General features: G+C 43.9%; 19 protein-coding genes. 6 read left to right on the forward strand and 13 right to left on the reverse strand.

What is annotated here, in order from left to right; all coding sequences use genetic code 11:
* Positions 1 to 27 precede the first annotated feature (27 nt).
* The 7 genes from gspM to Q0788_RS03100 form a co-directional block, all read right to left on the reverse strand.
* On the reverse strand, positions 28 to 597 hold the full coding sequence (gspM, locus tag Q0788_RS03070; protein WP_298807774.1) for a type II secretion system protein GspM: 570 nt from the start codon (positions 595 to 597) through the stop codon (positions 28 to 30).
* 32 nt (positions 598 to 629) lie between these two features.
* Positions 630 to 1,901 (reverse strand): type II secretion system protein GspL, encoded by a 1,272-nt coding sequence (gene gspL, locus Q0788_RS03075; protein WP_298807775.1) that lies wholly within the window; start codon positions 1,899 to 1,901, stop codon positions 630 to 632.
* Positions 1,902 to 2,061: 160 nt separating this feature from the next.
* Positions 2,062 to 2,520 carry a histidine phosphatase family protein gene (locus tag Q0788_RS03080; RefSeq protein WP_298807776.1) on the reverse strand — a complete coding sequence of 153 codons (459 nt, stop codon included), beginning with the start codon at positions 2,518 to 2,520 and terminating at the stop codon, positions 2,062 to 2,064.
* 57 nt (positions 2,521 to 2,577) lie between these two features.
* Positions 2,578 to 3,870, reverse strand: a complete 1,293-nt coding sequence (locus tag Q0788_RS03085) for an NAD(P)H-dependent glycerol-3-phosphate dehydrogenase (protein ID WP_298807777.1) — start codon at positions 3,868 to 3,870, stop codon at positions 2,578 to 2,580.
* A 126-nt stretch (positions 3,871 to 3,996) separates the two neighbouring features.
* Positions 3,997 to 4,665 (reverse strand): nitroreductase family protein, encoded by a 669-nt coding sequence (locus tag Q0788_RS03090; RefSeq protein ID WP_298807778.1) that lies wholly within the window; start codon positions 4,663 to 4,665, stop codon positions 3,997 to 3,999.
* A 122-nt stretch (positions 4,666 to 4,787) separates the two neighbouring features.
* The gene (gene zapE, locus Q0788_RS03095; RefSeq protein WP_057759500.1) at positions 4,788 to 5,888 is read right to left on the reverse strand and encodes a cell division protein ZapE; all 1,101 of its coding nucleotides are present in this window, start codon (positions 5,886 to 5,888) and stop codon (positions 4,788 to 4,790) included.
* 133 nt (positions 5,889 to 6,021) lie between these two features.
* Positions 6,022 to 6,681 (reverse strand): alpha/beta fold hydrolase, encoded by a 660-nt coding sequence (locus Q0788_RS03100; protein WP_298807779.1) that lies wholly within the window; start codon positions 6,679 to 6,681, stop codon positions 6,022 to 6,024.
* 302 nt (positions 6,682 to 6,983) lie between these two features.
* Between Q0788_RS03100 and Q0788_RS03105 the strand changes: the two genes are divergently transcribed.
* The 3 genes from Q0788_RS03105 to xseB all read left to right on the forward strand — a co-directional run bounded on the left by Q0788_RS03105 (position 6,984) and on the right by xseB (position 9,559).
* Positions 6,984 to 7,352, forward strand: a complete 369-nt coding sequence (locus tag Q0788_RS03105) for a hypothetical protein (protein ID WP_165597309.1) — start codon at positions 6,984 to 6,986, stop codon at positions 7,350 to 7,352.
* A gap of 370 nt (positions 7,353 to 7,722) precedes the next feature.
* The gene (xseA, locus tag Q0788_RS03110) at positions 7,723 to 9,255 is read left to right on the forward strand and encodes an exodeoxyribonuclease VII large subunit (RefSeq protein WP_298807782.1); all 1,533 of its coding nucleotides are present in this window, start codon (positions 7,723 to 7,725) and stop codon (positions 9,253 to 9,255) included.
* Between the two features lie 58 nt (positions 9,256 to 9,313).
* Positions 9,314 to 9,559, forward strand: a complete 246-nt coding sequence (gene xseB, locus Q0788_RS03115; protein WP_101205385.1) for an exodeoxyribonuclease VII small subunit — start codon at positions 9,314 to 9,316, stop codon at positions 9,557 to 9,559.
* A 94-nt stretch (positions 9,560 to 9,653) separates the two neighbouring features.
* Here xseB and pncB read toward each other — a convergent pair whose 3' ends face one another.
* From pncB to Q0788_RS03135, 4 genes are all read right to left on the reverse strand, one after another.
* Positions 9,654 to 10,880, reverse strand: coding sequence for a nicotinate phosphoribosyltransferase (gene pncB / locus Q0788_RS03120; RefSeq protein ID WP_298807784.1), 1,227 nt, complete (start codon positions 10,878 to 10,880; stop codon positions 9,654 to 9,656).
* Positions 10,881 to 11,152: 272 nt separating this feature from the next.
* On the reverse strand, positions 11,153 to 12,064 hold the full coding sequence (locus Q0788_RS03125; RefSeq protein WP_298807786.1) for an ATP-binding cassette domain-containing protein: 912 nt from the start codon (positions 12,062 to 12,064) through the stop codon (positions 11,153 to 11,155).
* A gap of 85 nt (positions 12,065 to 12,149) precedes the next feature.
* The gene (locus Q0788_RS03130) at positions 12,150 to 14,078 is read right to left on the reverse strand and encodes a glycine betaine ABC transporter substrate-binding protein (RefSeq protein WP_298807788.1); all 1,929 of its coding nucleotides are present in this window, start codon (positions 14,076 to 14,078) and stop codon (positions 12,150 to 12,152) included.
* 454 nt (positions 14,079 to 14,532) lie between these two features.
* A complete protein-coding gene (locus tag Q0788_RS03135; protein ID WP_298807789.1) occupies positions 14,533 to 16,017 on the reverse strand; it encodes a coniferyl aldehyde dehydrogenase in 1,485 nt (494 codons plus the stop codon).
* Between the two features lie 406 nt (positions 16,018 to 16,423).
* On the opposite strand from Q0788_RS03135, the gene lipB reads away from it, so the two are divergent.
* The 3 genes from lipB to Q0788_RS03150 all read left to right on the forward strand — a co-directional run bounded on the left by lipB (position 16,424) and on the right by Q0788_RS03150 (position 18,592).
* Positions 16,424 to 17,245, forward strand: a complete 822-nt coding sequence (lipB, locus tag Q0788_RS03140; protein WP_298807790.1) for a lipoyl(octanoyl) transferase LipB — start codon at positions 16,424 to 16,426, stop codon at positions 17,243 to 17,245.
* Positions 17,246 to 17,439: 194 nt separating this feature from the next.
* A complete protein-coding gene (locus tag Q0788_RS03145; protein WP_057759479.1) occupies positions 17,440 to 17,970 on the forward strand; it encodes an inorganic diphosphatase in 531 nt (176 codons plus the stop codon).
* A 157-nt stretch (positions 17,971 to 18,127) separates the two neighbouring features.
* A complete protein-coding gene (locus tag Q0788_RS03150; RefSeq protein ID WP_298807792.1) occupies positions 18,128 to 18,592 on the forward strand; it encodes a hypothetical protein in 465 nt (154 codons plus the stop codon).
* A gap of 146 nt (positions 18,593 to 18,738) precedes the next feature.
* Here the strand turns inward: Q0788_RS03150 and Q0788_RS03155 are convergent, their stop codons facing one another.
* Together Q0788_RS03155 and Q0788_RS03160 are read right to left on the reverse strand one after the other, a co-directional pair.
* Entirely contained in the window at positions 18,739 to 19,554 is an 816-nt protein-coding gene (locus tag Q0788_RS03155) for a sulfite exporter TauE/SafE family protein (protein ID WP_298807793.1), read from the reverse strand.
* A gap of 113 nt (positions 19,555 to 19,667) precedes the next feature.
* Entirely contained in the window at positions 19,668 to 20,183 is a 516-nt protein-coding gene (locus Q0788_RS03160; protein WP_298807794.1) for a flavin reductase, read from the reverse strand.
* Positions 20,184 to 20,271: the final 88 nt, after the last annotated feature.

Raw genomic sequence — 20,271 nt, forward strand, 5'->3', positions numbered from 1 at the left:
AAAATATTTATCACAAAATGATGCGTTTTAAGAAGTGACCGTTGCTTGTACCTGAATAGATTTATTGGTCAGGTCTTGCTGCATGGACAGCTGTGTAAACTGCCAACCTTGCTGTTCAAGCTTACCTAGTGCAGTACTGACGACTGCTTGACTAGGATGCGTAAAGCTCAATCGCACTGCATCGCCCGTCGAAACCACCTGAGCACCTGCTATACCTGAGTTATTGAGCAGCGCATTGACACGACTAGCAGGTGGCATATCAGCCTCTCCAGTAGCATTATTACCAGTATTCAATGCACTACTATCAATATTACCTGCTTGAGCACGCAACCAAAAATAATCCGCCACTTGTTCCTGATAGTCGTTTTTACTATCGCTCGCTGCTTGATGAACGCTATAGCCACCATAGCCGCCAATAAACAACAGCAGAAATACAGACAATATAGCCAATGCTAGTTGATCACGGGGAGGTAATGCTTGCCAGCGCGTCGTGAGTACATTTTGATAATTGTTCATACGCTCTGAGAATACATGAGCCTTAGTACTGGTTGCAGAAACAGCTGCATTACGTTTGGTACGGCGTTGTAATCGTTTCATGTTTTGACCTTTATTACCAATACCTTGATGAGTTACGACGCTGCCGCATTATTTGCCATGTCGCTGTTGTCTGCAAGATTGTTTTCTATCACATTGACGGTGACTTGACCACTAAATTGACCTTGCTCATTACTATTCACTTGCGCAAGTTTGGCATTTAAGCCTTGTGCTACCAGTGTGCTCGTAAATTTATCAAGACTACTCCGATCTGGGGCAATCAAGGTAAAGCTGAGCGCTGATGGCTGCATGACCAGTGACTGTGCATGCAATGAGGACTGTTTAATCAATGGTGATATGCGTGACAGTGCGGCCATATGCGATGCAGGCGCTTGGCTATCGCTACGCAGTTTTGGTTGCAGCTGTACTTGCAGTTTGGTGCGCATACTCAGTGGCTCATCGGCGAACCAAGACTGATATTGTGCCGCAATTGTAGTCTTGGTTGCTGCGGTTGCTTCATTATACTTATACCACTGCACACCATCGGTTGCCATTTGCAGCACTAACGCTGATAGCGCAACCATCATTGCCACTCGCAAATATGGTGATAGCTGTGAGTCAGTAGATTTCATAAAGAAATTGAGCGCGTGACGTTCGGGACTGTCAATTGGCTTAGGTACTGTAGGCAGGGTCGTCAGTAGCAGCTGATGATCGGTGATCAGCGCTTTAGTTTGCGCCGCTAAATCCATGGGTGATGATGAATCTAGTGAGTCAAGTGATGCGTCAATAGGTGCCTCAATAGACGGCAGTACCATTACCTCACTCAAATGCGGGAAACGCTCAAACATTAGCGGTAAATAGCTGACGGCCATACCCTGACGCAATGATTGGCGCAGCAGCATAGTCTGCGAATCTTGATAAAGGGTTACTTGTTGACCTGCGCCCTCATCTGGCGGTGGTAACAATAAAAAATCTGGCAGTAACGCTACTATATTCATATCGGCTAGCTGCGCGCTTTGTTGCCACGACTCAATATCGTTTTGTGCCAGTGCATACAATTGCGTCGTATCAGCATGGCTCAATTGACGGATGTTTAATTGCTCAATAGGCGTTAATGAGGTTTCTTCAAATAAGTACTGCTTGCCGCTATTACCAAGCTGTTTGAGCTGAGTAGCATTGAGCGACGTGTCCACTTGCAATGCATGACTTGAGGGAAAATATAGACAAAGCGCCTTTTGGCTATTGGACTTATAGTTACCATAGACTGTTTGCAGCTGTTGCCAACCGTCAACCATTTGCCATTGCTGTACATCTTCATGCCAGACAGCTAGCGGGCTATGCTGCGCTCGTAACCAAACATGTAACACTAAACGTGTCCTCAATTATTGCTGCGGTTATAAAAGTACTGTGATGAAGCAGTGATACTATTTAGAAAGGATTGAGTCATTTTATCTGCTGAGCCAGTCGCTTAATTGGCATGATGGCCTCACTCTGAATTCATCCTATCTAAGAAATGGCTAGGTCAGCCTAGTATGGTTGGTCAGGAACAAAACGATCAACTTCCGTTGCCATGCCAGTCATCACAAATTCCATATCAAACACTCTGGCTTCCGCTAAAGAGAACGATTCTGGATAATCGCCTGTCAGCAATCCAGCGATATAGGCGACGATAGACATATGACAAACAACGACCAAACACTCGGCTTCAATATTGGCAATATCTATCAGAGCTTGGCGTGCATCATCCGAGGGCGTGATATTGTCCTGTACAGATGAGACTACTTGCGGCGCTCGCGACTGGAACGCAGATAAAGTTTGCTGCGCTCTAATATAAGGGCTAACCACAAAACGATCTGGGCTATAGTGAATGGTCACATACTCTGCCGTTTGCGCTGCCTGCTGCTGACCAAAGTCCGTCAGCTGACGCGCGCTATCTGGACGTGTTTCGTCTTCTGCTTGACCATGACGTACTAATATAATTTTCATAACCTTCCTTGGAGCGCTAAGTTCGACTCTCTTGATACTGATTTTTAATGGTGTGTCTTACTTATCAGCATCGCTGTCTTTGCTTTTAGTATTGCTACCAGAGGTTTTCATATGAGCGGTAAGTGCTGCATTGCTATGATCATGCGCCATGACAAACTCAACATCGCTACGGAACCCAGCTTCCATTAGATGTAGCGCAACGCCTAAAGCAGCTTTGTCTTCATAAATGACTGCATAGAGCGCATGGGTAATTGGCATATAGATACCCGCTTTGGTCGCCTTTTCATGTACTTGCTGAATGGTATTTACCCCTTCAGCAGTCTGTCCAAGCTTTTTGACCGCGGCATCAATACTCATACCGCGACCGAGCATATTACCGATACGATAGTTACGACTTAGCTCTGAGCTACAAGTGGCGTATAAGTCGCCTACACCAGATAAACCCAAGAAAGTGAGCGGATTGGCGCCTTCCTCAACACCAAAACGACTCATTTCTGCCAAAGCGCGAGTAAGAATCATCGCTTTAGTATTCTCACCTACTTCATAAGCGGCCGCCATACCCATAGCAATTGCGTAGATGTTTTTAAGCGCACCGCCAAGCTCGACGCCGCGTACATCATCACTAGCAAACACTCTAAAGAAGGCACTGTGCAATGCTGCTTGCACGGCATGACGCAACGGTTCCGACTCACTTGCGATAACCGTAGCAGACGGCATGTTTTTCATGATTTCTATAGCGAGGTTCGGCCCTGACATAACGCCAAAATTCACTTCTGGCAGCACTTCTTTAATGATATCACTCATCATCGCAAAGGTGTCTTTTTCCATACCTTTGGTCAACGATACAATAGACTGACCGCTGATAAAAGGCGCGATGTTTTTTAGCGTTTCGCGAAAGGCTAAACCTGGCACAGCAATAAAAATAATGTCTTTGTCTTTGACGCTTGCCGCCAAATCATGGCTGTATTTCAATCGATCATCAAGCTTATAGCCTGGTAGATACTTTTTATTGGTCTGTGTTTTGGCCATCGCTTTTACGGTACGTTTGTTACGTACCCACAGCGTGGTATCACAGCCATTACGTGCGGCTAAATTTGCCATTGCCGTACCGAAGCTACCACCACCTAAAAACGCCAAACGCAGCTTGGTTGGATTGCTATGAATGTCGGCCATATCCTTTGCCACAGCTGATTCAACAGGACTAGGATTTGACTTTTTACGGCCGAGACCTGACTTGGTTGCTCGCTCAAGAATACCTGCAAGCATACCGTTCTGCTTTTCAGACGATTCTTTGTCCGTTTCATTATTAGCACTGGTGTTGTTTTTATTACTATTGTTAGGGCTTGTCATGTTCTTTTATCCGTGTTGACTAACGTATTATCAATAGAATCTATCGTGCTCAGCTACTGGCCTTATTATCTTTGAATTATAACTTTGTGAAATTATAATCTTATTAATAGACAGCACTGAGCTACATTACGACTCGAAGCGAACTAGCGGCTCGATATCAATAGGTTTGCGTTTGGACTCATCCTTGGGACTTGTGCCAGTATAAACAAAAGCGGTCACATAATCATCTGGACCGACGCTAAAATACGCTTTTACTGCAGGCTCATTGCACAGCAGCCCAGTGCGCCAAACGGTACTAAATCCTTGGGCTTTTAATGCCAAAATTAGATTTTGTACAGCAGCACCCGCACTGAGCATCTGCTCAAAAGGTGGCACTTTTTTGTGTTCTTGCATTTGAGTCACGGCCGTTATGATTAGCGGCGCTCGCAGCGGCATATTTTTAGTTTTAGTGATGGTTTTTTCAGACAACTCTTCGCCATCTTGTAGCGCTTTTGCTTGGGCAGCTTCGAGCAAGGCACGGCCTAATTCATGGCGCGCCTCACCTTGCGTCACGATAAAGCGCCACGGACGCAATTTTTTATGATCTGGCGCAGTTGCCGCACACTCAATGGCAGACTCAATCTGCGCACGCGTCGGGGCTGGCTCATCTAGATTGCCCATACTGCGTCTTGAATTGATCCAACCTATCAGCTCGTCACTGGTAGATGAGATATCATTCGCTGCTACGTTCTTCACAGACAGTTTTTTGTCTTCTATTTCTTGGCTTTCATTATCAGCATTGTCAGTTGTAGTCATTGTTTTATCCTTAATTTATTATTATCTATCACTACTTATTATTTATAATATCATTTTCTTATTTTTTAACAGCTATAGAGCAGTTGAGAGCTACACATAGGCAGTCTCAACTCAGCAATAAACTACGCAACATCTTCGACTCGGTGGTCCATGCGTAGATAGTCCTCCGACTGCATTTCAAGCAGACGTGAACGAGTACGCTCAATCTCAAACGCCAACTTCTCTCCTTGGTACAAGTCTAGAATCGGCTGCTCTGCCCGTACCAATAATTTTACACGGCGATCATAAAATTCATCGACGAGATAAATAAAGCGGCGCGTTGGATCACGCAAGTCGTCATCTAGTGCTGGTACAGAGTCAACTAGGACGGTACTAAATCGTTTGGCAAGCTCGATAAAATCAGCGGCTGAACGCGGCGCCATACAGAGATGACGGAAGTCACAGAATAAGATATCTTCGGTACAAGCGTTGATTTTTACTTCTCGTCCATTGATAGTAATGGGCTCTTTACTGATTTTCTGATTATTCGACAAGCTCGCAAAACGGTTGGCTAACCAATGATAGTTCGCCTTAGTAAGCGGCGCTTCGTATAGCTCAGCTTGTTGCAATACGCGCAGACGATAATCAATCCCAGAGTCAATATTCATTACCGTCGTATGACGCTCAACTTCCGCAATGGCAGGCATAAAACGGTCACGATGTAAGCCATCTTTATACAGTCCAGCTGGCTCAATGTTTGAAGTAGCAACCAAAGTAATGCCACGATTGAACAGCATAGTGAACAAATCGCCTAGTATCATAGCATCAGAGACATTAGAAACAAAAAACTCATCAAAACAGATGATGACCGCTTCTTTATAAATAATATCGGCAACTTTTTCGAGTGGATCACTCTCACCTTGTAGTTTGTTAAGCTCTCTATGGACACGCTGCATAAAATGATGGAAATGCAGACGCATCTTGCGCTCGATGGTCAACGAGTCATAAAACATGTCCATCATCCACGTTTTACCACGGCCAACACCGCCCCACATATAAAGACCCGTTGGCGCGACAGGCTTGGATTTTAAAAAGCCAAAAAAACCTTTCTTTTGCGGTGCGCTATTGATGAGCTGATGGTATATCTCATCAAGATAGCTCATGGCCTGAAATTGCTGTTCATCCCGAGTAAACTCATCTGTACTGACGGCTTTCTCGTAACGTTGCAATGGAGATAAACTCATAATTCGACTCATCGTTGGATTAAATAAATATCAAAATAATAGGTTAATTTAGCATAACGCTGGTGCTACCAAGCAAGCCATGCTAAACCATATCAAAGCAGAAGCTATTAAGCTGAATTAGCTATGAATAAACTTAGCTGTCCTGCCCAAAGCTATGCTTGTCTAATAAACCTTTGAGCTCTGATAAGCGACCATGGAAGAAATGACCCGCGCCATCAACCACGCTGACTTCAATGCCTAATCGGTCTGCAAATGCCTGCATATTATCAGGTTCAATCACTTCATCCGCATTACCATAAATCTCAAAAGTTCTATCTGCAGGCAAATTAATATCAGTACTGTCGTTTTTTTCGACTGATGGTGCGATAAGGGCGATTTTCGTTACTTCAAAGTCACCCAATCCCCATATATGCGCGGCTTCAAGCACTTGCTCAGCCACGCGTGCCGTGACATAACCACCAAAAGAAAAGCCACCCAGCCATAGCTTTCGAGCATTGGTTTGTTCAGCAATCCATTGTAGCACGGTCATTGCATCGACCACTTCACCTTCCGCATAATCATGCTCGCCTGTCGATTGGCCAACGCCGCGAAAGTTAAAGCGCACCACATGCATACCATTATCACGGGCAAAGCGATACATGGTGGTGACCACCTTGTTATTCATCGTACCATCAAACAACGGATTAGGATGACACAGCAGCGCCACCATGTCTGTAGTTGGATCATTAGGATTGTCATTTTGCCACAGTGCGTCAACCTCGAGCACGCCAGCAGGAGCAGGAATCAATTGCATAGTATTACTTATTAATAAAAAATGAATGGCTCAATTATCCTAGATACAATTTATATTTCAAGTGATTTGCTGTGTACGGATGCGACTTGTTTTATTTTTTGTCAATAACGGTTGTCTACAGTTTCGCAATATTGCTGTTCTTGAAGTTTTAAACTGGTTTATATCTAGTGCATGGTTCATCGGCAATATACCCGTAATACAGCACACAATAACTGTCTAGACAGGTAATATCTAGATAAGCTACATTCATAAAGCTTTGCCTATAGCTAAGACGTTCTGTTTATATAAATCAGGAATTACTTATGAATACTTTTAATAAAACTGCCAGCTTGACGGCAACGTTAGCGGCTGTACTTGCTTTGAGCGCCTGTCAAAGTACGCCTTCTTCACCCGTGATTCAGCGTGCCAACTCTATCTATGAGACAACAGGTATCGCTGATACCAAAGTCAAGGCACAGCAAAACGCAATTGATAGTGCTCAAAAAACCTGTCGAAGCAAGCAAGTAATTATCGTTGATGATAATGTAAAATATAATGGCATCTTAAACGAGCGTACTGGCCGTATGGTTGGTCAAGTAGGTGCTGTCGTTGGCTCGATATTTGGCACAGGTACACCAGATTTGTCACGTAGCGATGATTATGAATACACCATTAACTTCCGTTGCCAATAAATATCGTCAATACCATATAAATCAGATACAGTGTCAGGCTCACTCAGTCTATTATTTGTATCACTTTCGCTTGCCTTCCTTGTATCTAAATTATCTCGAACCGACTATATCTAGCTAAAAATATATATCTACTTTTCTCTACACGACAATCTCTTTTAGACGCAAACAGGTTTACGATCTAACCGCTAACATGAAGTGACATACAATTGTTCTCTGATTAAACAGCCAACAAACTGCGATATAGATAATATATCAATCAAAGCTTGTTGGCTTCGCTTTTTGTGCTCTCCTTTTTAAGTTAAACTATCCGCTATCGTATTCAGCACATCCTCGTCAGTCTTTATATTTTCATTATCTTTGGTCTAATATTATGCGCAAACCCAATCTTTCAAATATTAAACAGGCCAAAGTATTAGCACCTGCCAAAGATTTGGCCACTCTAGAGGCGGAACTCGCTGAGCAGGAAGATCATTTAGAGGATACGGTCCTACGCCTGAGTGATTACTTATCAGCGGTTGAAATGGTCATCAAACAAACTTTTGACCACCGTGTCTGGGTAAAAGCTGAAATTCGTAATCTGTCGAGTAAAGGTGGTCATTACTACTTTGAACTGGCAGAAAAAGATAACGATGGCAAAGTGGTCGCCAGCTGCCGCGGCAACCTTTGGCGCTTTAAAGCGGCTCGTGTATTAGCTAAGTTTGAACGTGCAACTGGCATGCCGCTTGAGCGTGATTTGACCGTACTCCTTAAAGTATCGGCAGGGTTCCATGCCCAGTACGGCTTTTCAATCACCATTGAAGATATCGATCCCAGCTATACGCTAGGCGACTTAGCACGGCAATATGCAGAAATGGTTGACCGCTTAACAGGTGAAGGGTTGTTACATCTCAATCAGCAGCTACCTGCCCCTTTTGATATCGAGCATGTGCTGGTCATCGCCCCTGAAAAGGCAGCCGGACTGGGTGATTTTCAAGCAGATGCCGATCGCTTAGCCAGTACAGGTGCGTGTCACTTCCACTATCATAATGCGACTTTTCAAGGTAATCATGCGCCCGCTGAAATCCGTCAAGCCATCGTTAATGCTCAGCAGCAGTTTTATGATACTTATCAGCGTCTACCAGACTTGTTGGTCATTATTCGCGGCGGCGGTGCGGTTGGTGATTTGGCTTATCTCAATGATTATGAGCTGGCAGCTTTGGTTGCCGAGCAGCCTATTCCTGTCTGGGTAGGTATCGGTCATGAACGTGACAAAGTCATCCTAGATGAAGTGGCACATACCAGTTTTGATACGCCCTCGAAGGTAATCGCTGCTATCCATAGCCACTTGGCCCAGCTCGTCACTCAGACGCTACAATATCAAGCGCAAATTAAGCAAGCGGCTCAGCGTCAATTGAATACTGCTGAGCAACAAACCGCACGCCAGTTAAGCCAAATACAGTCGCAAACGATTGGGCAGCTCACCGCTCTACGAAAAGACAGTGACTATGCATGGCGCAGTATTCAACAAAGTGCCCAGCGCCAAGTAAAGCAAGCAGTCAGACTGACGGCTGAGCGATACACACAAACGCAAACCTTGGCGCGTCAACAGCTCGCAAAAGCCGCTACCAATAGCAAAAATTATCAAGAATCAATCATGCAAAACGCGCAGCAGCAAATTGTGCAAGCACAGCGCGATAGCGAACATCTACGTGACATCGTGCTATTACATCGACCGTCTCGCGTGCTCAAGCAAGGCTATACCATGCTCACGGATGCTCAAAACAAGCAAACACTCACTAATAGTACCCAACTGTATCCTGAGCAAACTGTCAATATCATTTTAAAAGATGGCAACGCAAAAGCGCAGATTATAGATGTCAATCTGGATAAAGAAGCGATAGAAACTTCAGGTACTCCAACTTGACCACATAATAATATCTAACGATTACTCATCGACTTACCTTTAAAAATTAGGAAATTTTATGACTACCCCTACTCGCCGACGCAAAAAAGCCGCCCCAAAAACCTTTAAGGCGGCTTACGATATCTTAAAAACCAATGCAGCTGAACTACAGCAACAGGATGAGCCTGATATTGATAATCTAATGACAACGGTCGAAGAATCTATTGCCGCTTATCGCGTTTGCGAGACTCGTATCAATGCTGTACAGCAAGCATTAGACGCCGCCTTTGCCGAAGAAAAATCTACCAGCAGTGTTGATAGTTAAACGAAAAACAGCCACTAGATAGCAGCTGTTTGGTCAAACCAAGCGCATCAATCTCATTTGGCACATTTGGCAACGCAACAGTTTGATATTCTGTTTACTCAGGTTCATCAACCTCAAAGACTTGGCGCAGATAGGCAAGATACGTGTCGTTATTGATCATGGTCTTGCCTGGGCTGTCAGACAGCTTAGCGACTGGCTGACCATTGCACTCTACCAATTTAAGCACGATATTAATCGGCGTAATGCCCATATCATTGGTCAAATTGGTGCCAATACCAAAGCTAGTTCTAATGCGACCTTTAAAGTATTGATGCAGCTCCCACGCCTTCTCTAAATTTAAGCCATCGCTAAAAGTTAGAATCTTGGTTTTTGGGTCTATTTTTAACTTCTCATAATGGGCAATCGCCTTATCGCCCCAGATGTAAGGGTCGCCGCTATCATGACGCAGACCGTCGAATAGCTTAGCAAAATACAAGTCGAAATCACGTAAGAACGCATCCATTCCGACCACATCTGTTAATGCAATACCTAAGTCGCCACGATACTCATGTACCCATGCTTCAAGCGCAGCCTTTTGTGAGTCACGCAGACGTACATCCAGTGCCTGAAACGCTTGCATAAACTCGTGCGCCATGGTGCCTATTGGCGTCATTCCTAACTGCTTGGCCAAATACACGTTTGATGTACCACCGACTATCTTTGGCTCAGCTTTATGTAGCGTCTCCACTACATGTGCTTGCCAGCGTCGACTAAAACGTCTACGCGTGCCAAAATCAGCAACTATAAATGGCGGCATATCCTGACCGTACTGAGCTTGCTTTTCGGCATACTGATGTAATAGCGCTACTTTTGCATCGAGGCGACGTTGTCCTTCTTCAATCACGCTGTCATTAGATAGCGCATCAAAATACAGCTCATTGACAATGGCCAAGACAAAGACTTCAAAGAACATCGCTTGAATCATTGGCCCTTCGATATCGATAAACAGGCGACCTTTATCGTCTGTACTTACCGTAATGAAGCGGCGTTTTAGCTTAAATAACTCTAGATAATCAACAAAATCTGAACGAATAAAGCGCAGGCTACGTAAGTACTCTAGCTCATCTGGCAAAAATCGCAATTCGCATAAGCTGTCTAGTTGCTGCTCTAGATCTTTTTGGATATCAGCCAATGGATAGGCGGCATCTTTGTTATTACGGCAGCGAAAGCGATAAACACCATGGGTTTGCGGAAACTGATGCAGCATGGCTTGTAACATCGTAAATTTGTACAAATCATTATCAAGCAATGAAGTAATAATAGGTGCATAAGAAACGGTCATGCTATGGCCTTAAAAGTGCAAAATAAGAAACAAACGTCATTTGATAGACAAAGCGACATCATATGTGGACGATAAACAATACACGCTCATTCATTATGAGCCATCGATAAACCGTTCAGTATAACGAAGTTTGGTATTTATTTCAGAGTTCACTTTTGATTACCGTAAAATGACAGTGAAAAGCCAGTAAAACGATTGCGATTATTTAAACCATTCATAAAAACATCGTATAAGTCTATCCAGACAACCTATTCATGGATGGTTAACACGGCTTACGCTTTTGCACTCATAAACTGCTCCACATAATCATCAGCAGGATTATGCCGTAACTCGCTTGGCGTCCCCGTTTGTATGAGTCGACCACCATTTAGCATACTGATACGCTGACCTACTTTGACAGCTTCATCGATGTCATGGGTGATAAATACAATGGTCTTGTTCAATCGTTCTTGTAATTCGAGTAGTTGGTCTTGCAGCTGAGCGCGAATGAGCGGATCAAGTGCAGAGAACGCTTCATCCATTAGCAAAATTGGATTGTCCGTTGCTAAGGCACGAGCCAGACCAACGCGTTGTTGCATACCGCCTGAGAGCTCATCAGGGTAGCTGTTTTCCAAATTAGATAACCCTACTTCATTCAGCCAATGTCGAGCCGTTTCGTGTCGCTCGTTTGCGCTCATCTTTCGAACACGCAACCCATAAGCGACGTTTTGTATGACTGTCATGTGCGGCACTAAGCCGAAATGCTGAAAAACCATACTGACGGTCTGCTGACGATAATGCTGCAACTGCTTATCGTTGAGCGCTAAAATATTAATAGCGGCAGCAGAGCTTTCTTCTACTACCGTACTCATATTAGCTGTCGCTGATTGCCTATCAGCTGTTGTGTGAGTCGCATGTTCTCTATTCAGAGCAGTATCTACCCATATCTCACCACTGGTTGGATCTATCAAGCGATTAATATGGCGTATCAGCGTTGATTTTCCTGAGCCTGACAGACCCATGATGCAATGCAACTCGCCTGCCTTGATATCTAGATTGATATCATACAGACCAACTGAATAGCCCGTTTGCTCTTTTACTTTGATGCTATCCATACCCTCAGCCAGCAATGCCAATGCAGACTGTGCTTGCGTATTACTGGCATTATAAATCTTACTGATATTTTTTAATTGGATATGATTCATCGGTGCTCTCACTATTCACGTGGTTTTTATTATTAGGGCTTCGGTCGATTACCATGGATTCAGTCGTATGCCACCAGATAATTTTTTATCCAATCGGACGTCTGCCTGCTTCGATGGTTTTTTGACGGGTACGCTTACCTTGACCAAATGCTTGCGTAATACGGTCAATGATAATGGCAACGATAACGATGGCCGTACCTGCTTGTAGACCCTGACCGATATTGAGCGTTTGGATAGATTGCAATACATCTTCACCCAGCCCAGGAGCACCAATCATTGAGGCCAATACCACCATGGCAAGTGACATCATCACAGCCTGATTGATACCTGCCATAATACTAGGCAACGCTTGTGGCAATTTAATCCAGAGAAGTAGCTGTAAATGGGTACTACCAAAGGATCGTCCTGCTTCGACCATTTCATGATTGACTTGTGTAATCCCTAATGTCGTCAGACGAATTAAGGGCGGCAACGCATAAATCACGGTTGCAAATAACGCAGGTACTTTACCAATACCAAACAGCATCAGCACTGGTATAAGATATACGAAACTCGGCATGGTCTGCATGATATCTAGCACTGGCGTCACAATCTTGCGTAGCAGTTTGCTACCTGACATAGCGATACCAATAGGAATACCAATCACCACCGTGACCAGTACCGATACGATAAGCAGCGCTAAAGTATCGATCAATGCGCCCCATAAACCAAAAGCACCTATCAAAAATAGCCCTGCACCACATGCCAGCGCGAACCAAATCTTGCGGACACCAAGCCAGCCAAGCACAGTCACAAATGCAATAATCAGCCAAGGTGGGATAACTGTTAATAATCGTTCAATAGGTAATAGCAGATAAGTAAGCGCCATCGTGCTAATAGTACGAAATACATCACCATAGTTTTGAACGACGTTTGCTAAGGCATTATTGAGTGGGGTCTCAAGCGACCATGAAGGAAAGCTTGAGGCGAGCGCTGACGCATTGATACTAGATGCAGTTGTATCTGTAGAGATAGCACTCGTTGAGCTAAGGCCTAACTTGGTAGCGAGATTGGTAGCGGCCTCATCGGATAACCATGCTTGCCAAACCTCTGGGTTGTCACGCAAAAACACCATGGCCTGCTCATCGCCAGTGCGTTTACTTTCGCTCATCTCCAAGATAGCACCGTTTAGCTCATCAGAGGTAAATTGCACCTTTTCAAAGACAGCTGCTAGTTCAGGATTGGATTCGACAAACGGGGTAGAAACAGCAATACCTAACGGCGATACTGGGAATCCTGACACGCAATCCATCTTACCATCAGCGAGCAGCAGATTTTGCCAACAAGCATCCTCATAAGCTGGGAACTCTAGTGGCGCAAGGTCATATTTTGCCATTAGTCCAGTAGGCTGCCAGTAGTAAAACAACAGTGGCTTATGCTGTTCAAAAGCAGAGGCGATTTCAGCATCGAGAGCAGCACCCGTACCAGGGTGTGCGTTGTTAAAAAGACTGTCTAGACCGGTGGTTTTTAGCAAACGTGTGTTAAAAATCTCACACGTCCAACCAGAGGGGCAGTTCATAAAGCGTGATCTACCAGGATCTTCAGGGTCTTTAAATAGCTCAGTATATTTAGGCAAATCTTGATAGCTGCGTAGTCCTGGGTTCTCTTCCAATACATATCTTGGGACATACCAGCCTTGAGTTGCACCGCCTTTTAGCGTATCGCCGATGATAGCCACTTTATTCTGCTCAATGGCTTTTTCCATGATTGGCGAGCGACCAACCCACTGCTCCCCGATGACCTGAATGTCATTCTGTGAGAGCGCTGTATCAAGTGCAGGCCCTGCTCCTGGCACTTCTTCTACTATGCAGCCGTATCCATCTTCTACGATATGTCTGAGTACGCCAGAGGTAAACTGCCCACTCTCCCAGGTTAGCGCCCCAAATTTGATCGGTGATTCACACGCCGCTGACGCCGATACAGGCAGTAGTAACGCGCTCATCCACAGTAAGCTTAATGCAATCCATTGGCGCATACTCTTTCCTATTATTATGTTGTATCGGCATGAAGTCACTATCAAAACAATAGAACTAAAAAATAGCTGAACGTCGCTATATCAAGTTTACCAATGCTGGCTCTAGACCATTGAGCTACTATCTACTGTTGTTTAGACTTACTACAAAGTGTAGCGATTTATAGAAGTGATGACAAACGCTTATTTGTCGATTAACGCATTAGATAAATTTACGATAATTTTGATAAAGCTCTTATGACACGTCGCTCTTAATTTGAGAAATCTATGTTTGTAAATTCATATTTTAGACAAAAAAATAGCACCTATCTGGATAGGTGCTATTGGTTATGATATCGACTAAAAAAGGTCACTATTAATTTCTATAGCTACTATAAAACGTCTCATTCAAGAATTGTTACTTTAAAGGCAATTATTTTAAGAGCGGTCATATTAAAAGTGGTTATCTTAAAGACGGTTATTTCAAAAACAGCGCCATCGCCTTTTTAAACAGTCCACCATAAGGCGGCAATAATAAATTCAGACCATTGAGCTTGGTTTGTACAAAAATTGGCTTCATATGGCTGAGGCGTTCAAAGCCAGCCTTACCGTGGTATGCGCCAGTACCAGAGTCACCCACACCACCAAACGGCAAATCATGCTGAGCCACATGTATCAAAACTTCGTTGATACACAAACCACCCGAGACCGTATTATTACGTACGTTTTCGATACTGCTGTAGTTGTCACTAAACACATATAGCGCCAATGGACGTGGACGCGAGTTTACAAAGTAAATGGCATCATCAAGCGTCTCATAATGCATCAGCGGCAAAATCGGGGCAAAAATTTCGTTTTGCATAAGGTCACTGTCAGGCGCAGGCTCGCTGACGATGACTGGCGGCATTAGACGGGTTTCTATATTAGGCTCAACGGCAGTCAACGCATGTACCTCGCCACCTGTTAGCGCATCTAGATAGCCTTGTACCCGTTTGAACTGCTCACCATTAATAATGCGAGAATAATCTGGGTTTTCTTCGATATCAGGATAATGCTTGGTCATCCACTCTTTTGCAAGTTGGATAAACTGGTCATGGTATTGGCGCTGAATCAAGACATAATCTGGCGCAATACACGTCTGCCCAGCATTTAGTGTCTTACCCATCATCACTCGATTGACGACAGATTCTAGATTGGCATCATCTAGTACAATCACTGGTGATTTACCACCAAGCTCAAGCGTCACTGGCGTTAGATTAGGCGCTGCTGCTGCCATGACTTTTTTGCCCACCGCCGTCGATCCGGTATATAGCAGATGGTCGAATGGTAGCTCACTAAAGGCGGCAGCAATCTCGACTTCACCGAGTACCACACAGATCATATCTGGCGAAAAATAACGAGCAATGGCATCAGCAAACGTCTGAGCAAATTGCGGCGCGGCTTCACTCATCTTGACCATGATACGGTTGCCCGCGGTAATTGCATCAATCATCGGGCCAATTGCTAAAAATAACGGATAGTTCCAAGGCACCATGATACCGACCACACCCAATGGCTGCGGCTGAATTTCATTATGGGCTGGCATATACAGCGCTGAGATCGGTGCGCGATGGGTTTTCATCCACTTTTTGCCGTGTTTTTTGGCATGGCTGATACCGGTAAAGCTAGGAAACAACTCAGCGAACTGAGTCTCTGACTGGCTACGATAGCCAAAATCTGCACTAATCGCCTTTGCAAAACTCTCTTGGTTGTCACTAAGCATCACTTCTAGATTGTCTAGCTGCGTCGTACGAGTGCCCCAATCATTGATTGGCTGGGTACGGCTTAACATTTGCAAGCGTGAAAATTGCGCTTTCATCTCATCGATAGTCGTCGCCGTACTTAGGGCTTCAGGCACACGCTGCAGCGCAAAACCTGTCTCGGTCACTGCCTGCTCATGGGCGCTTTGGTTGCTATCTGTCATTTGTCTTCCTTGTCATAATCATAGTAATAGTCATAAGGTTTGTAGTCACTATACTATATTGGGTTAGAGGCTCTATCTTTCTAGTCAGGTGCACTCTTTGATAACCTACTCTGACTATAAATTTCATCAGATTCCATTCATTACACTTTAATGTAGCGCATCGACTGAGCAATGAACAGCACCTTTGGTTGACTACTGCGTCTGTACTAGCAGTACCTTTATAAGTGACTTACCACTGTTCTATACCAGTTACTTCTTCGTCCATTGCTAGCTGTTTGCTATTAGAATTTACGCCACTTACAGACATTGCAACACTATATATCTTTGGGCGATAGTCGCCAAAACTGCTACACTACCGATGAGCATTATTTATTTTAAACTTGATAATAATAAGACAGATACTCTCATGCAAAATGATACACAACCCCTTAATGATACGCTTGTCAGCAAATCTCTCTCAGCGGCCGATTATGTCCCTACTCTCGATGCGATGCTGGCACGCACCTTCGAACGTATCGATCTAAAAAAGCAACAAGGGCTGCGTACGCCTGATGAATTATGGATTGTCGATCATAATGACGTCTACACGCTTGGACAGGCAGGTAAAGAAGAGCACATATTACAGCGTACTGATACGCCTATCATCAAGACCGATCGCGGTGGTCAGGTGACATGGCATGGTCATGGACAGTTAGTGATCTATTGGCTGTTTGACTTGGACAGCCTCAAATGGAGTGTGCGCAATCTTGTCTCCCACGCTGAGCAAGCGATAGAAGATGTCATCAATGACTGTTTGCGTAGCTCACTATCTAGTAGCGATAATATCAGTGCTCATGCACGCCGTGATGCCCCAGGTGTCTACTTATATGCAGATACTGCTGCAGCAGATGACAGTACCTCTACAGATGACAACTCTCTCGATAATAAGATTATGCTTGGCAAAATGGCCTCGCTAGGCTTTAAGATTAAGCATGGCTTTAGCTACCATGGTATTGCGATTAATTTAAATTGTGACCTGTCCTCATTTAACGCCATCAACCCTTGTGGCTATGCTGGCATGCAAATGTTGCGACTGTCTGATTTTGTAGCTATGCAGACAGATTCAGAGCAAACAGAGCAGCAAATGAGCGATTCATTCAGCTATGAGACAGTCACTCAAAAACTTATTGATAACATCGCCAAGCGCCATGCTGGACTGATTGAGTTGCGAGCTATCGCACCTAAGTAAGTTTTGAGCCTATTTTTGCATAATCTTTTTTTGCATAATATCTTGCACGCTTAGACTTAAGCATTAAGAGAAAATTCAGTACAAACTTGCTATAATCGCATGCAGTACAAATCGGACGCAGCAACTATCCTTGCTGTATCCCTAGCTCAACCCCTTATTCAAACATTTAAAACAAAAGCAAATTGGAGCATTTTATGGCAGATTTTAACAAAATTTTGGACGCAGGCGACGTAGACGGCGGCATCATCAACGTAGTAGTAGAGATCCCAGCTGGTAGCAGCCATAAAATTGAGTGGAATCGCGAATTAGCAGTATTTGAGCTTGACCGTATTGACCCACAGATTTTCGCTAAACCTTGTAACTATGGTTTCATCCCACAAACACTTGACGAAGATGGTGATGAGCTTGACGTATTGCTATTGACTGAGCAGCCACTACCGACTGGTATTTTCTTAAAAGCAAAAGTTATCGGTGTGATGAAGTTTGTTGATGATGGCGAAGTAGATGACAAAATCGTTGTTGTCCCTGCTGATGACCGTGACACAGGCAATGCTTACAACAGCTTAGAAGATCTACCAAAGCAGTTGATCAACCAGTTAGAGTTCCATTTCAGTCATTATAAAGACCTGAAAAAAGCTGGTACGACGGTTGTTGAATCTTGGGGCGATGTCGCAGAAGCGAAAGAAGTTATCAAAGAGTCTATCCAACGCTGGAAAGATCTATAATTATCAAATATTGGCAAAAATGCCAATAACGATAAATCATAAAATACCGCAGTCACCATAGTGGCCGCGGTATTTTTTTGCTTGAATATTGCTTATCTAACATGGTTATAATGAGCATATAACTCATTCACACTTATACGCCGTAATAAGGACAGTCATGTTTAACCCCGACCCTAGCGCAAAACCGGTCAATACCAAGTTGCCAAGAGACGTCATTATGATGGTCGAAAAAAACAACTTAGTAATGGCCATTAAAACTTTGGCGGCAGACGAAAACATCAGTATGGATGAAGCCAAAAGTAGAATTGATGCTTATGAGACCCAGCTGAAGGTAAAGCAACAACAGAAGCTCAATACAATCGCTAGTAAACAAGGCATTCCAAATCAGGCCATCAGCTTTGATAGAGAGCAAGAGGAAGAAGAGCCTGGACCATTGGTAAAAAACCGTGTTAACACGACTAAGCAGAGCCAAGGGTTTAAAGGGCTGCAGGACGGTGTCGATAGTCAGTTGAATGACTTAGGCTACAAGAAACCTCTACTGCCTTATTGGCTAAAACGATTGCTCGTGATCGCTGTCTTAATGATAGGAATATTTTGGATATTATGGCGAGTATTTGGTTAAGTAATTTAGCTAAATAAAAGACTGAATCAATATCCCTTCTATAAAACTGCATATCGGCTAGCTATAATTTAAGAATTTAGCTAGTCGAATAGTTCATTGAAAACCTGCCCTTGAATCCTTTCAAGCGTCCATTCATCTCAAATTACTTAGAGCAATCCTTTATATAAGAAGTAACAGCCTACGACGGTCAACAGTACTGCAAAGCATTTTTTCAGCAACTGTGGCGATAATGCGTGAGCAACTTTTGCGCCTAGCTTGGCGGTGAAAAAGCTCATGATGCTAATGCCGAAAAAAGCATAAATATGGACAAAGCCAATCGTATTGGGCACGTCGACTTGAGCTTGCATGCCAAAGAACATAAACCCTAGCGCACCTGCAATGGCGATAGGTAAACCACAAGCGGCTGAGGTTCCAACGGCTTTTTGCATAACCACACCGTAACGCGTGAGATAAGGTACGGTTAAGCTACCACCGCCAATCCCAAAAATAGCAGAAGCAATACCGATACCCGCCCCTGCTGCTAGCTGCTTAGGCTTTGAAGGCAAAGCTATATGAACATTACCAGCATCGCTATTTGCTTTCTTTTTGCCACCCATAAACATTTTATAAGCAACCCAAAGCAAAAACACACCTACAATCAACTGGAGATATAATCCAGATATCTGTCCTGCGATCCCCGCCCCTAAAAAGCAGCCTACTGCTAAGCCTGGCGTCAGATTTTTAAAGACAGGCCACATGACTGCGCCTTTATTGTTGTGCGCCATGAGCGAGCTTATGGATGTAACGATAATAGTCGCCAGTGAAGTACCCAAGGCCAAGTGCATAATACTGTCAGGACTGTAACCCATTTGCGTAAAGACGATAAATAGCAGTGGCACGATAATAGTGCCACCGCCTACTCCAAATAGCCCCGCAGCAAATCCTGCTAGCGCCCCTATTATTAAAAAAGTTATTAATTCCACAGGATAGTTACTTCTTATTTAGATTTAATGAAATGATAATTATAGTTAAACGACTGCTCAATATTGCACGAGCAATAGCCCATAGGCTTAGGTGTTAGATTATAGATATTGGATTAAATAAGCTCTACTTGCCCAACTCTAGAATAGGCACGATTGAAGTAAACCAACCCTTCATCAGTTCCGCCTTGTGGCTCAGCCTGATTGATGGCGACAACGCGGCACATAAAGACGCTATGTGTGCCGACTTCTTGAATTTGTTCAATCTCACAATCAAAGCTGACCAAGGCATCCTCCAATACAGGAGCGCCTGTTTGTAATTGTGTCCAAGAACCATATTCGAACCGTTCTTCTGAACACAGTTTAGAGGCAAAAGCATTGGACAGCTGCTCATGTTGCGCGCCTAACACATTGACACTTAAAATCTTATTTTCCAGAAAGTAGCCATGTGACCGAGACGTTTGATTCATACAGACAAGCAAGGTCGGCGGTGTGTCTGTGACACTACATACTGCCGATGCTGTAAACCCATGTACGCCCGTTGCACCTGCTGTGGTCACCACATTGACCGCAGTCGTTAGCAAAGACATGGCATCTCTAAAGTCGGTCGCGTCAATCCTATCTTTAATCATTGCTTCAATCCTGAGAAACGTTAAAAAATAACGTTAAAAAATTGTGCTTCAATTTTAGTTTTGCAAAGGAAATTCTTTAAATAGAATT

The sequence above is a fragment of the uncultured Psychrobacter sp. genome (genome assembly GCF_947500265.1).
Classification (GTDB): Bacteria; Pseudomonadota; Gammaproteobacteria; order Pseudomonadales; family Moraxellaceae; genus Psychrobacter.